This window comes from Picosynechococcus sp. PCC 73109, from assembly GCF_001521855.1.
Classification (GTDB): Bacteria; Cyanobacteriota; Cyanobacteriia; order Cyanobacteriales; family MRBY01; genus MRBY01.
In genome coordinates, this window is sequence record NZ_CP013998.1 from 1,144,053 (window position 1) to 1,156,763 (window position 12,711).

Here is a 12,711-nt window from a genome sequence, read left to right on the forward strand (position 1 = left end):
TCCTTTAGGGGAGGATTTTTCGCATCAAGATTGCATGGGGCTGGTAGGTGAGGCTTTGGTAAAAGCTCTGGGCCGTCTGATTATTTGTGAAAACTTGGAGGGTAATTTGGCGATCGCCTTTGGTTTTCGCGTACCGTTCCGCTGTGGCCATAAGCGCCGAACCCAGCCCCTGACGGCGATACTCCGGCATCACATACAACAGAAAAATATGACTGTGGCGATCGCCGCTAATTTGATCAACACTATTGCCCAGCCAGAGACAACCCACCACTTGCTCCGTTTCTGTCCGTACCCACCAGAGGGGCGTATCCACTGTGAAGTAATGGTTCAAGGTTGTACGAAGGTGATCGAAGCCCGTTTCCGGATAAAGTTCCTGGTAACTGCGGTGCAAAAACTTTAACAATAACGGTCGGTCGATCATCGCACCCCGTCTCAGAGAAAAGCCCGCTGGTAGCATGACCTAGCCCAAAAAACCAATGGGTGCTGGGGCGAGCATATCGGTGGGGAGAAAAATCCGGGCGCTGACAATCCCTAAAGCCAAGAGGAAGACCAGCAAAATTAAAAACGGCAGAATCTGTTGACGAAATAAGTCCATAGGTGGCGATCCCAAACAACACATAGAAAATATCTCTGTCAGTGTAACCTCTCCCCTTGGCATAATGGAATCTGTGCCAAATTGAGTATCCATGACCATTGCCATGACCCCCCTTTTGCAATACCACCAGCACCAAGGCTTTCCTTTAACAGCTTCCGGTGAGGCCGTTGTAACCTTTGGGAACGACGCCGACATTTCCCAAGATTTCAGCAATGGCTGTCTGCTCTACGACCAAAGCCATTGGGGTCTCCTCAACTTTACGGGCGCTGACCGTCAACGCTACCTCCACAACCAAAGCACTAATCAAATCCAGCAGCTTCAACCGGGCCAAAGCTGTGACACTGTCCTCGTTAATTCCACGGCCCGCACCATCGATCTCGCCACGGTGCATATTCTGGATGATGCCCTCTGGGTGCAGGTCTCACCCCAGAAAAAGACCTTTCTCCTGGAGTGGTTTGATCGGTTTCTCTTTCCGATGGACAAAGTAGAAATTAGTGATCTTTCTGGGCAGTTCAATATCCTGTCTTTGATGGGTGTTCAGGCCAAAGAAATTCTCGAAAAACTCACTGGCGTAACCTTAGCTGACTTTCCGGCTGGTGGTCATCAATTTCTAGAAATCCAGGGACAAAACATTCTCTGTGCGACGGGGAACAGTTTGAAATTACCGGGCTATACCCTGTATATTCCCGCCGAGGCTGGTGTCGAAATTTGGCAAGCTCTGATGAATTTAGGAACGATCCCCTGTGGCGAAGCAGCCTGGGAGAAACTGCGCATTCACCAAGGCAGACCCGCCCCCGACCAAGAACTTACCGAAGATTATAATCCCCTGGAAGCAGGGCTTTGGGATTGCATTTCCTTTGATAAAGGCTGCTACATTGGCCAGGAAACCATTGCCCGCCTCAATACCTACAAAGGCGTTAAACAGCGGCTTTTTGGAATTCAACTTTCTGCCCCCGTAGCAGTCCCTTGCAAAATTTTTGTGGGTGAAGAACGGGCTGGCGTCATCACCAGTATTGACCCGGATAACACCTTTGCCCTTGGTTATATCCGTACGAAAGTGGGTGGAGAAGGGTTAGAAGTGACAGCAGGAGAAGTGACTGGAAAAGTTGTCGCGGTTCCCTATGTAACCCATGCTTACCCCGAACCCTAGGGAACTGTCTTTGGTTGCTTTATTCGTCTAAAAAAATGAAGCTACCGCCCCAAGAGCCATAGTCGGCAGTAACTACGCCATTGCGATCGCCGCCGGTGTAGCTGTCCTGACCGGGGGCAATTTCGATGGTGATCGGGCCGCCCGTAGCTAGGTCAATTTCTCCGGCATGGACTGCCGCCACACAGATTGCGGAATCGTTAGTGTAAATATCCGTCCCCCAGACCGAGGCTCCTAGTTCACCGTTGGGTGGGCAATTGAAACTGTAGCGATCGCCAACATTTTCGGCAATCCCGAAGGAGCCTGGGGTCGAATCCCACTGGATATTCGGCGTTGTTGCAGCGTTACCACTGGCCTCCGGAAAACGGAAGCTCCCACCCCAAGCGCCGTAATCACGACTGGTCACTGCATTTTGTTGACTACCGGTGTAGAGGTCTTGGCCCGCGAGGATTTCTAAAGTTAAATTCCCCCCGGTCTCTGCGGCGAATAGACCTGCATGGACGGCGGCGGCACAAATGGACGAATCGCTGGTGTAAACACCCGTGCCCCAAATCCTTTGGCTGGGATCCCCCGGCGGACAGGAAAACTCGAAGGTCTGTCCCACCTGGTCTTGGATTTCGAGGCTAACGGGGCTTGCTTCCCATTCCAGGGCGGTGAATTGGAGGGTTGGGGGCGACGCTGGGGTTTCTGGTGCTGCTTCTGGGGTCGCAACAGTTCCGCCCCCAGTGGCGTTAGATTCTGGGGTGGTGCTGTTTTGGGTACAGGCGCCCAGGGAAAAAGCCAGGGCGATCGCCCCGAAAAAATAAGTCGTAGATTGCATCATGAAGCTTAGAAATAAGAAGAAATTCGTTTAGGGATGAAGGTCAGGATCTGGGTCTAGGCCAGTTGGCTATTGGCAAAAAAGGCGATCGCAATGCCCAAGGAAAGCCCCACAAATACCTGTACTGGTGTGTGACCGAGTAATTCCTTGAGCCGTTCTTCGCTAAATTCTTTTTCCTGGAACATATCATCAATGATCTGGTTGAGAATACGCGCTTGCTTACCCGCAGCTTGGCGCACTCCGGCCGCATCGTACATCACAATCACCGCAAACAAACAGGCGATCGCAAACTCGGAGCTATCCCACCCTTTCGCCTGACCAACCCCCGTGGCCAAGGCCCCCACTAGAGCAGAGTGAGCACTGGGCATCCCCCCAGCACTAAAGAGGGAACGGAGGCTGGTTTTTTGATAACGAATCAAATCAATGGGAATTTTGAGCAACTGTGCCGTAATGCAGGCCACTAATGCCACAATCAGGATGTGATTTTGGAAAACTGCGCTGAAATTATCCATGGTGCTTGGCCGTGACGCGGGTTAGTTTTTACGGTTAACGATGTATTCCGCCAGGGCTTTAAGGGGATTGGCCCTTTCACCATAGGGTTCGAGGGAGGCGATCGCCTCTGCCACCAGCTTGCGGGCCTCAGCCTGGGATTTTTCAATACCCCATAGGCTCGGATAAGTGACCTTCTGGGCTTCGAGGTCTTTGCCTGCCGTTTTACCTAGTTCCTCCGCGGTGGCAGTGATATCGAGAATATCATCGACAATCTGAAAAGCCAGACCAATATTTTGGGCATAACGGGAGAGTAATTGCACCTCTTCGGATTTCGCTCCGGCTAAAATTGCCCCCGCCGTAACGCAAACTTCCAGCAATGCCCCTGTTTTATGGGTATGGATAAAGTTCAAAGTTTCTACGGCAACATCGGTTTTCCCTTCTGATTCGAGATCCACCACTTGGCCACCGACGAGGCCTTCAGCCCCCACTGCTTGACCGAGGCGTACGATCACTTGCAACAGACGTTCTGCCGGAACATCCGGGGTGCGGGCCACATATTCAAAGGCGTAGGAGAGCAGGGCATCCCCTGCCAAAATGGCAATATCTTCCCCATAAACTTTATGGTTCGTGGGTTTGCCTCGACGGAGATCGTCATTGTCCATGGCGGGCAGATCATCATGGATTAAAGACATGGTGTGGATCATCTCCAGGGCGCAGGCGGTATTCATCGCCATGGCGGCGGTGCCCCCCAACATTTCACAGGCGGCAAGACAAAGAATCGGGCGTAGCCGTTTCCCCCCAGCCAGGAGGGAATAGCGCATGGCTTCGTAGATGGTGACAGGCTCAGTGATAACTAAGGATTGGTCAAGGGCGGTTTCGACGATGGTCTTTTGTTCTTGGAGATATTGCGCGAGGGAAAAGCCCTGGGTGTGAGCGTCTGCAACTACCATAGCTACGTTTGGAAAACTGTTGATTTTTTCAAGAATATTCTACAGGGCTTTGGGGGCAAGTCTGGGGGAATCATCCTGGGTTGCTTGCAGAGGGGTGCTAATTCTGGCCTCTAAATGTGAAGTTGTTTTGCTCTGTGTGGTTCATTACACTCGCCGGGAACGTTTGGGTTTAAAACAGGAAGGGTAATTGATCTGTTGAAATAAGTCCTGATCAACCCAGGCCCAGTTTCCATGCAACCAAAAATTATTGTCTGTGGTTTAGGACGAACGGGATATAAAATTTTTCGTCTACTACAAAATCAAGGGGCTGAGGTGATCGGCATTAGCGATCGCCCCAGTCATCAGCGGGCAGCGGGCATTATTGTGGGCGACCCCAGGCAGGGACAACTCCTCGTGCGGGCGGGAATACACTCTGCCCAAACCCTCGTCCTCGCTAGTAATGATGATGCTCTCAATCTTGCGGTGCTGACCCAAGCGCGGGTGCTAAATCCGAATATTCGCATTGTCAATCGTATCTATAACCAAGCCCTGGGCGATCGCCTCGATCAAACCCTGCCGGATCATGTGACCATGAGTGTTTCGGCCCTGGCCGCCCCCATTTTTGCCTTTGCCGCCCTGGGTAATAAAGCCATCGGCCAACTGCGTCTCTACGAAAAAACCTGGCCGATCTATGAGGAAGTGATCACCACGGATCATCCCTGGTTAGGCCAACCCCTCAGTGAGCTTTGGGAAAATCCGGAGCGGATGTTTATCCACTACCTACCAGCCCAAGGGGAAATGGATTTGGTGTCGGCGGTGGTGGCCGACCAAACCCTCCAGGTGGGGGATCATTTAATCTTGGGAACGCCGCCCCAGGTTAAAAGTCAACGTTATTCCCTCTGGCAAAAATTTCGGAAGGCGATCGCCAATCTACGGCAGTACCAACACCACGTGCGGCCGATGACCCTGGTGACGGTGGCGTTGTTGGTGACCATCTGCATTGCCACCTTTACCTATGTTTGTGTGAATTTTAATTTGTCCTTGGTGGATGCCCTTTATTTTTCAGTGGGGATGATCACTGGGGCCGGAGGAAAAGAAGAAGTCGCGGAACTCGCCCCCGATTGGGTCAAGGTTTTCACGGCGGTGATGATGGTGGTCGGCGCAGGGGTCGTGGGGATCTGCTATGCGTTGATCAATGATTTCATTTTGGGAAGTCGAATTCGCCAGTTTTGGGATGCGACAAAAATTCCCCACCAAAACCATTACGTGATCTGTGGCTTGGGAGGGATGGGCATGGCGATCGCCCGCCAGCTGCACCACCAGGGCTATGACGTTGTTGTTCTTGAAACCGACCACAACAACCGCTTTTTACGCACCGCCAGAACCTTGGGGATTCCGGTCATTCTTGCCGATGCCAGCGTGACCAGCAGTTTACGGGATGCACGGATTGCCAAAGCAACGGCCCTGATTGCCGCCACCAGCCAGGACATGACCAACGTCGAAATTGCCCTGAGTGCCAAGGCGATCGCCCCCAAGGTCAATGTGATTGTCCGCATCCAAGATACGAATTTTGCCCAGTCGGCCCAGGAAGTCTTTTCCTTTGATCTGGTGCTTTCCCCGACGGAACTCGCAACCCATTCTTTTGCTGCCGCCGCCCTAGGGGGACGCATTCTTGGCAACGGCATGACTGACGATCTGCTGTGGATTGCCCTGGCAACCTTGATTACCCCAAACCATCCTTTCTGTGGACAGCGGGTTCAAGATGCGGCGATCGCCCAAAATTTTGTCCCCCTCTACCTCGAATCCCAGGGGGAAGCTGTGCACGGTTGGCCCCTCCTGCAACGGCAACTGCAACCCCAGGATGTCCTGTATATCACCATCGCCGCTAATGGTCTCCAAAAGCTATGGCGTAAGGAACCCAGCAATTCAGAAGTGACCTTTAACCCCTTTCCGTCAGTCCAAGGAAGCGAAGCCTTTGTGCCCTAGCAATCAATAAAGTTACATCTCAATCCAGGTGATCGCCCAACTAAAAGCCCTAAAATCAGAGATGTTGAGTACAAAATGACCCACAGCTTTGAATTTTTGGACGTTACTGTTACCCCCTGTTGCTGGCACTGTGATTGGGTATTTCACCAATGACATTGCGATCAATATGCTGTTTCGTCCCTACAAGGCCATCTACCTTGGCGATCGCCGTTTACCCTTCACCCCAGGCCTGATCCCCGCTAATCAAGACCGCCTCGCCCGCAACATTTCCCGGATTATTATGGGGTCGCTGCTCACCCCCGAAGAAATCCAAAAGCTCGCCCAAAAACTGCTCCAAACCGAACGCATCGAAGCCGCGATCCGGTGGCTACTGCAATTGGCCTTTGCACAAATCCAAGGGGAACAAGAACAAAAAACCGCTGGGATTCTGGCGGCAATTCTACGAGACTTAGCCAGCGAATCTTTGCCCCGCCTCATTAAAGTTTGGTCTCGGGAAGATACCTTCTTAGAAGCCCAGGTTTACCAACTGTTTGATCAACTGCTGCTGGACTTTAAACTTACGGAGGCCCAAGCCCGCCAGCTTACCGATTGGCTGTTGCGTACCGTTCTAACCCCCGATATTCTCCGTCAGGCAACCATTGATTTTCTTACCGACAAAAATATTGAAATTATCGACACCAGCCTCCGGGAAAAAACCAGCGGTACCTATTGGGTCGTTGCGAACCTATTTGGCGTTAAAAATAGCCTGACCCGCCTCCGGGCCTTCTGTTTAGAGGAGCGAGAAATTGCCAATGCCCGTCTCCAGGAGTTAATCCTCACCCTCGAAATTCGCCTTAAATTGCGCCTCTGGCTCCAGGGTTTGTCCCTCCAAAATTTGCCTGTGTCTACGGTGCGGCAACTCCGTAAAAGTTTTCACCAAACAATCCGCCAGTATTTCCAGGATAAAGGGGCGGGCTTGATGGAATATATTGGTGAGTCGGTGGATTGGGATAATTTGTCGGTGGTGATTTTACGGCGACTCCAAGCGTCTCAAGTCTTAGATAGTTCCCTGGGTGTCGTTAGCCAAGAATTATCTTTGCTTTTGGATCGCTATTTAGAAAAAGACCTCGAAAAAATTATCAGTCAGGTGATCCCAATCCTCGCCATTGATCAAGTAATCATTGAGCGGGTGAACAATACCAGCCCCAGGGAACTAGAACGCGCCATCCAGGGCATTGTCAAAAATGAACTCCAAGCCATCGTTAATTTGGGGGGAGTACTGGGCTTCCTCGTTGGTGTAGCCCAATCGGTTATTTTATTGCTCAATTGATGTCAAGGTGTTTTCTGGGGTTGCTTGGGCAGACGATGTTTCAAGGGTATTGATAATCTCCAGAAGTTCCCGCTCAAAGGCCACCTGGGCGCGATTGGTTTTCCCTCCCAGATAAAAGCGATCGCCAGCGGCGAGGGCCCACACTTGGGAATAGGAAACGTAGCTCATCACCACCCCAACCATCACCAACAAAAAGCCTGTGTATACCACGGGAACACCGGGATCCGCCTTAATCTGGAGGCCAGTGCTACCAACGAGATCAACTAGTTTCAAGCTAATGTCCCCCACATCTAGGCGATCGCCAACCCGTACCGCTCCGACCAATTCTCCCTGCTCGTTATAGACAATGGCACTGCCCTGGAGATCCTGCATCAAAATCGAGACCCCAGCACTCATATCTGGCTTAATGGGTACCCAACTGCCCCAGAGTTTCGCCCCATTCTCCGTGGGGATTTGGGCGGCGGGTAATTGAAAAATCGGGCTATTATTCAGTTGAACTTGGACACCACCAATGGACCAACTGGTTTGATAAAAGGTGATGCCATCGTAGCGGAGGGGGTGATTTACCGAGATCGTTTTGCGCTCAAGCTCCTGACCCTGGTCATCGACCACCGATAGATCTGAATAGAATTGATCAATGTCACCCGTGGGGGTGTAGTCGATCCAAAAACGATTCACATTTACCGACCAAGGGCGATCGCTCTCGGAAAAAATCCCCGCCTTAAACACATTATTGACCTTAAAATTCACGCCGCTAGGAATCATCTCCTGGGCCATGAACCCCCCAAAGGCTCCCCAAATAGAACCCACCAAGGTGACGATCATGCCGATGTGGACAATAATCGGCCCAATGCGCCCCACAATTCCTTTCCGGGCATAGAGCTTTTCGCCGTCCTGGAAAATTTTGTAGCGCTTTTTTTCGAGTTGGGGTTTTAGGCTCTGGAGCGAACCATGATCCAATTCCGTACTCAGGGCTAATTTATTAAATTGCCGGGCTTGGCTGTAGTAATTCCAATTTCGGGCTGTTTTCAGGGCAGGCAGTTGCCGCCGAAAGGTACAGGCGATCAAACTCACCCCAAAGGCGAGGAGTAAAACTAAGTACCACCAAGTTGTATAAACATGATCCAGTCCCAACCCTAATAGAACTTTCCAAGACAAAAAACCCAACAATGCCGGATCTTCAGGGTAGTTCTCTTGGTAAAACTGGATGGTACTGCCCTGTTCGATGACGGTTCCTAAAATGCTAAATACCGCAATGAGCAACAGCAGGGCGATCGCCACCCGGAGATCCGCAATCCACTTTAAACCCGTGCGCCAGACCTTGCGGGGAAAACTGTGCCACGGAGAATTAGGAGAAGAATCAGAAACTGTCATGGTTTAAGGGATGAGAAAAGACAAATTAACAAGAAAAAAGCCCGTTCAGGGTTAGGGAAAATCTAGGCGAGGCCAATGGGCAGGCGAATGAGGAGCGAAAACAGCCCAAATCCCAGGAGCAAAGCACCACTCACGGGGTTAATCCAGCCCGACCACTGCCGCAGGGACAGCAAGCGTTTGAGGGAAGCGGTAAAAATTCCGGCAATCAAGACAGGCACCACATAACCAAGGGTATAAGCAAGGAGCAATACCGCCCCCAACGCGAGGTTTTGGGTGGTACTAACCCAGGCTAAAAGGGTCGCCAGCACCGGGGTACTACAGGGGGAAGCCACCAAACCAAAGGTTAAACCCACGAGATAAGCCCGCACAGCTTTTGGGAAATCCGGCTTGATCCAGTCGGTCGCCCCCAGGGAAGGAAAACGCAGGGGGACAATTTCGAGCAAATTTAAACCCATTAAAATGGCGATCGCACTGACGATGATTGGTAAGCCAATACCAACCTGGCCGTAGATCTGGCCAAAGCCCGCCGCCACGATTCCCAGGCCCGCCAGGGTCGTCGCGAGCCCCAAACAAAACCACAGGGATTGGAAAAAGGCTTGGAGGCGATCGTTATCCTGGGTGCCGCCGATGTAACCAATGGTGATGGGCAACATGGAGAGGGTGCAGGGGGTCAAGCTGGTGAGGAGGCCCGCCCCAAACACCAAAAAGATACTCAACAAACTCCAATGGCTCAGCTGCTCATTGACTAGGCTGTCACTAAATTGCTGGAGGTGATACAGTTGCAGACTGAAATTTTCCCACATGGTGCCGTGCCCAAAGACTGTTTGCTATTGTATCGGGTTTCCTGGGGGCAACGGCAAAGGCATCTCCAGCTTAGACCAGTGACAATTCGCCTACCACATCTAAACGCTTATAGGGACTGAGGGATAAAAATTGTTCTGCCAAAGTATCGGAGACCGCCGGGGTGATCCAGCCCAAACGGGTCAAAAGATAGAGGGCGACGGCATATTTAGCCCGTTTCGCGCCGTCTTTGACCTTGATTGCCAAACCTAGCCCTTCACCGACGCGACCAATGCATTGAATTCCCTCGGCACCCGATTTACTGACAATTTCTCCCTCGGAGAGGCGCATTAATTCTGTGTCGAAGCCGCCCCGGCCAGACACCATGGTGGGGTGGTAGGTCATCGCCCGCACAACTCGCTCAACATCTAGGCGATCGCCAGACGCGAGGTGGGCATAAAGGGTAGCCATTTGGCTAAGCTGCATCAAATAGGTGGGGACACCGCAATCATCCCGCGCGCCGATAAATTCCTGGGCGGGCATCTGGAGTAATTCGGCAATTTTATTGAGGATCAGAGCCTGGACGGGGTGGGACTTTTCCATATAGCTACCGAGGCCCCAGTTGCAATGCTTACAGGTCAACAGCATCCCTGCGTGTTTTCCGGAACAATTGTGCTCGAGGGCGCTGTCTTTGCCGTGGGGAATCGGACATTGCAAAACGTCAGATTCTAGATCTGCCTGCCAGAGGATGCGAAACACCTGACGGGCGTGTTCCTTAGTGCCTTGGTGGGAACTACAAATGACGGCTAAATCTTTATCGGAAAGTTTGTAATGATCTAAGGCCCCGGTGCCAATCACGGCAAGGGCTTGGAAGGGTTTAAGGGCTGACCGGATAAAGGCAGAGCTTTCGGCATCCCCAGCCATGGACAGGACACGGCCTTTGGTGTCACACACCACGGCTTCGGCAATGTGGGTGGATTCTTTGAGACCTTCCCGGAGGAGGTTAATTTCAAGGGGGGGAGCTTGGACGCGTTTGCCTCTGGACATAACGATTGGGGGTAAAAGTTCAGCAGTAAAAGGATAGGGGAAAAGTACGGGGGTGGCGGGAATGATTGTGAAGATTTAAGGGTTTATAGCAGCCACAGACCGCTGATCAAACCGATGGCGATCGCCACAACAATCAAGCTGGTTTGTTGGATACGGGCGAGGATCGGCGCAATTTGGTAGGACACAATCAGGCGATCGCGTTGGAGGACGGCTTCGGGTTTACGCCAAATTTGGCCATCGTACCAGCCAGATTCTTCGTAGGTGAGTTTCTCGGTTTGGAGGCGATCGCGGATGTAGCGCCACCCCAAGTAAAGGCGCAGTAAAACCAAACTCAATAAAAACATCCCGCCGAGATTGGCACTCAAGACCAATTTAATCGGATAGCGGTCGAAGGGAAAACTCGCCCAAGCAATAGGGGTAAAGATGAGGGTCGCCCAAAACCAGACCCAGGCTACCTTGCGGATGTAGCAGACCATTTCCATGTTGCCCCAACTAAAAAACCAGGATTCCTTGAGTTGGTCATATTCGTTGAGGGGCTGTTGCTCTTCCGGGACGGGACAAAAGGTAGTGGGAGAATTGTTCATGGATGGCGACGGGACAGAGAAAACCTATGCCCAACAGTGTATCGTTTTTTTCTGGGGGGGCGCAGGGGGCGATCGCCTTTGTATTTGCCAACAAAAAAGTGACCCAGATAGATTTGGATCACTGGCAATGTTTTGAACTGTTACGGGACGTGGTAATGCTCAAACGCGACCTAGTCCCTTTTTATTTCACGAGGAGATCTTCTCCTTCGACAACCCGCGCCGATTGAATGCGATCGCCCATTTCAATTTTGTCGATCACCGCAAGACCCTCGGTAATTTGGCCAAACACTGCATAGTTCCCATTGAGGAAATCATTCGGCCCCAAAGAAAAATAAAATTGAGACGAGGCGGAGTTCGGCAGTTGGGAACGGGCCATGGCGATCGCCCCTTTGTCATGCTTAAGCACCACCTGATTCGGATCAAGTTCTGCCTTGCCATACACGGGCTGCTCTTCACCCTGGAGCTTAATTTCTAGGGGGACATCCCGACGAATCCCGGTCTCTGGATCGACAAATCCCCCCCGACCGAGGGCATTGAGGGGCACTTGGCTGTCCTTACTGAGGGGATCTCCCCCTTGGACAACAAAGGGTTCCGGCGTCCGAATTACCCGGTGGAAAGCGGTGCCATCATAGACGCCACGGCTGACTAAATCCACAAAATTTCCCGCCGTCACTGGCGCATCTGCACCATTGAGTTCAATGCGGATCGTTTGGCCATCCACTGCTTCAGATTGGCTCTGGAGTACCATTTCGACCACCGCTGTACAGCTATCTTCTGGGGTGGTCTCGGTAGAAGCTGGATCCGGGCAATTTAAACGGGGCTTATAATTTTCGGCACTGGGTGGGGTGGCCGTTGGATTATTGGAAGATGTTTCCGTTGTCGGCGCACAGCCACTCAAACTGAGGCTGCCCACCAAGAGTGCGAGACATAATAGCTGCCAAGGTCGTTCCATAGAAATTTAGTCGTACTTTTGTTTTAGATAAAACCTGGAAAAATTATAGGAAGCAGCGAAGGCGATCGCCCACTGTCTTTTTTTCGTCTCAGGTGCTTAGAAAGATCTAGAGACCTTCCAGGGGAATGGTTAAAAAGCGGGCCAACTCAGCCCCTTGATTCTCCAGTTCCGCGAGGGGAATCGGCTCTCCGACTCGGTTGAGGGGAATATCACCCCGATTTTTTACCCGGAGATAAAGCACTCGCCGGGGGTTTAGACCCTCTTTGATCTCTGCTCGAATCGACAAAATATCCTTGAGGGGATACTGGAAATTAATAATCCGGTTTTTGCCCACAAAGCCATTCCGGAAAATAGTCACCTTGCCCGTTTCTTTATTAAATTCGTTGTAACCACCGCCCACATCAAGGAAAAATACAAACCAGAGATAGGCAGACAATAGCGTTCCGGCAACGCCATAGAACGTTAAGGCAGCCCCTTGGGGAATGAATTGGATATTACTGGGGTCACTCACCCCCAGCAGATTTTTGTGAAAATAACTCGAAAGACCAGCTAACAGAAAACCAATGCCACCAATGGCAGAAACACTGGCCCAAAGCATATTACTAAAACGACGGGAGCCGAGGATCGGCTGCCGTAAAACTTTATCCGTTGAAGTTGTCACCTGTGCTGCCATAAACGTTTCTTGTAGAAAATTTA

At 51.5% G+C, this 12,711-nt stretch carries 14 protein-coding genes; 3 read left to right on the forward strand and 11 right to left on the reverse strand.

Annotation, left to right across the window (positions count from 1 at the left end):
* Window positions 1-4 precede the first annotated feature (4 nt).
* Window positions 5-421: a GNAT family N-acetyltransferase gene (locus AWQ23_RS05565; protein WP_232308971.1), complete on the reverse strand. Its 417-nt coding sequence runs from the start codon at window positions 419-421 to the stop codon at window positions 5-7.
* Window positions 422-460: 39 nt separating this feature from the next.
* Complete coding sequence (locus tag AWQ23_RS16440) at window positions 461-595, reverse strand: hypothetical protein (RefSeq protein WP_254903385.1); 135 nt, start codon at window positions 593-595, stop codon at window positions 461-463.
* A 91-nt stretch (window positions 596-686) separates the two neighbouring features.
* On the opposite strand from AWQ23_RS16440, the gene AWQ23_RS05570 reads away from it, so the two are divergent.
* A complete protein-coding gene (locus AWQ23_RS05570; RefSeq protein WP_083500692.1) occupies window positions 687-1,745 on the forward strand; it encodes a folate-binding protein YgfZ in 1,059 nt (352 codons plus the stop codon).
* Between the two features lie 19 nt (window positions 1,746-1,764).
* Here AWQ23_RS05570 and AWQ23_RS16170 read toward each other — a convergent pair whose 3' ends face one another.
* From AWQ23_RS16170 to crtE, 3 genes are read right to left on the reverse strand one after another with little or no spacing between them, the layout of a single operon-like run.
* Window positions 1,765-2,565, reverse strand: a complete 801-nt coding sequence (locus AWQ23_RS16170) for an LCCL domain-containing protein (RefSeq protein ID WP_083500693.1) — start codon at window positions 2,563-2,565, stop codon at window positions 1,765-1,767.
* A gap of 53 nt (window positions 2,566-2,618) precedes the next feature.
* Complete coding sequence (locus AWQ23_RS05580; protein WP_030006209.1) at window positions 2,619-3,074, reverse strand: divergent PAP2 family protein; 456 nt, start codon at window positions 3,072-3,074, stop codon at window positions 2,619-2,621.
* A gap of 21 nt (window positions 3,075-3,095) precedes the next feature.
* On the reverse strand, window positions 3,096-4,004 hold the full coding sequence (gene crtE, locus AWQ23_RS05585) for a geranylgeranyl pyrophosphate/diphosphate synthase/geranyltranstransferaseCrtE (protein WP_062433345.1): 909 nt from the start codon (window positions 4,002-4,004) through the stop codon (window positions 3,096-3,098).
* Between the two features lie 231 nt (window positions 4,005-4,235).
* Between crtE and AWQ23_RS05590 the strand changes: the two genes are divergently transcribed.
* Together AWQ23_RS05590 and AWQ23_RS05595 are read left to right on the forward strand one after the other, a co-directional pair.
* Window positions 4,236-5,969: a TrkA family potassium uptake protein gene (locus tag AWQ23_RS05590; protein WP_062433348.1), complete on the forward strand. Its 1,734-nt coding sequence runs from the start codon at window positions 4,236-4,238 to the stop codon at window positions 5,967-5,969.
* An 88-nt stretch (window positions 5,970-6,057) separates the two neighbouring features.
* Entirely contained in the window at window positions 6,058-7,278 is a 1,221-nt protein-coding gene (locus tag AWQ23_RS05595; RefSeq protein WP_030006212.1) for a DUF445 domain-containing protein, read from the forward strand.
* Here the strand turns inward: AWQ23_RS05595 and AWQ23_RS05600 are convergent.
* The 6 genes from AWQ23_RS05600 to AWQ23_RS05625 form a co-directional block, all read right to left on the reverse strand.
* Window positions 7,264-8,652, reverse strand: coding sequence for a cytochrome c biogenesis protein (locus AWQ23_RS05600; RefSeq protein WP_062433350.1), 1,389 nt, complete (start codon window positions 8,650-8,652; stop codon window positions 7,264-7,266). The genes AWQ23_RS05595 and AWQ23_RS05600 overlap by 15 nt on opposite strands.
* A 62-nt stretch (window positions 8,653-8,714) precedes the next feature.
* Complete coding sequence (locus AWQ23_RS05605; protein ID WP_062433354.1) at window positions 8,715-9,455, reverse strand: cytochrome c biogenesis protein CcdA; 741 nt, start codon at window positions 9,453-9,455, stop codon at window positions 8,715-8,717.
* A gap of 70 nt (window positions 9,456-9,525) precedes the next feature.
* Entirely contained in the window at window positions 9,526-10,479 is a 954-nt protein-coding gene (locus AWQ23_RS05610) for an asparaginase (protein ID WP_012306715.1), read from the reverse strand.
* An 83-nt stretch (window positions 10,480-10,562) separates the two neighbouring features.
* Window positions 10,563-11,063 (reverse strand): CGLD27 family protein, encoded by a 501-nt coding sequence (locus AWQ23_RS05615; protein WP_012306716.1) that lies wholly within the window; start codon window positions 11,061-11,063, stop codon window positions 10,563-10,565.
* 181 nt (window positions 11,064-11,244) lie between these two features.
* Window positions 11,245-12,015, reverse strand: coding sequence for a peptidylprolyl isomerase (locus tag AWQ23_RS05620; RefSeq protein ID WP_062433358.1), 771 nt, complete (start codon window positions 12,013-12,015; stop codon window positions 11,245-11,247).
* 106 nt (window positions 12,016-12,121) lie between these two features.
* Window positions 12,122-12,688 carry a photosystem I assembly protein Ycf4 gene (locus AWQ23_RS05625; protein WP_012306718.1) on the reverse strand — a complete coding sequence of 189 codons (567 nt, stop codon included), beginning with the start codon at window positions 12,686-12,688 and terminating at the stop codon, window positions 12,122-12,124.
* Window positions 12,689-12,711: the final 23 nt, after the last annotated feature.

What these genes read in the sequence shown, in the direction of transcription:
- crtE (WP_062433345.1), bottom strand. Translation starts at nt 4,004, where the DNA reads ATGGTAGTTGCAGACGCTCACACCCAGGGCTTTTCCCTCGCGCAATAT.
- AWQ23_RS05565 (WP_232308971.1), bottom strand. Translation starts at nt 421, where the DNA reads ATGATCGACCGACCGTTATTGTTAAAGTTTTTGCACCGCAGTTACCAG.
- AWQ23_RS05600 (WP_062433350.1), bottom strand. Translation starts at nt 8,652, where the DNA reads ATGACAGTTTCTGATTCTTCTCCTAATTCTCCGTGGCACAGTTTTCCC.
- AWQ23_RS05580 (WP_030006209.1), bottom strand. Translation starts at nt 3,074, where the DNA reads ATGGATAATTTCAGCGCAGTTTTCCAAAATCACATCCTGATTGTGGCA.
- AWQ23_RS16170 (WP_083500693.1), bottom strand. Translation starts at nt 2,565, where the DNA reads ATGATGCAATCTACGACTTATTTTTTCGGGGCGATCGCCCTGGCTTTT.
- AWQ23_RS05625 (WP_012306718.1), bottom strand. Translation starts at nt 12,688, where the DNA reads ATGGCAGCACAGGTGACAACTTCAACGGATAAAGTTTTACGGCAGCCG.
- AWQ23_RS05570 (WP_083500692.1), top strand. Translation starts at nt 687, where the DNA reads ATGACCATTGCCATGACCCCCCTTTTGCAATACCACCAGCACCAAGGC.
- AWQ23_RS05610 (WP_012306715.1), bottom strand. Translation starts at nt 10,479, where the DNA reads ATGTCCAGAGGCAAACGCGTCCAAGCTCCCCCCCTTGAAATTAACCTC.
- AWQ23_RS05590 (WP_062433348.1), top strand. Translation starts at nt 4,236, where the DNA reads ATGCAACCAAAAATTATTGTCTGTGGTTTAGGACGAACGGGATATAAA.
- AWQ23_RS05615 (WP_012306716.1), bottom strand. Translation starts at nt 11,063, where the DNA reads ATGAACAATTCTCCCACTACCTTTTGTCCCGTCCCGGAAGAGCAACAG.
- AWQ23_RS05605 (WP_062433354.1), bottom strand. Translation starts at nt 9,455, where the DNA reads ATGTGGGAAAATTTCAGTCTGCAACTGTATCACCTCCAGCAATTTAGT.
- AWQ23_RS05620 (WP_062433358.1), bottom strand. Translation starts at nt 12,015, where the DNA reads ATGGAACGACCTTGGCAGCTATTATGTCTCGCACTCTTGGTGGGCAGC.
- AWQ23_RS16440 (WP_254903385.1), bottom strand. Translation starts at nt 595, where the DNA reads ATGGACTTATTTCGTCAACAGATTCTGCCGTTTTTAATTTTGCTGGTC.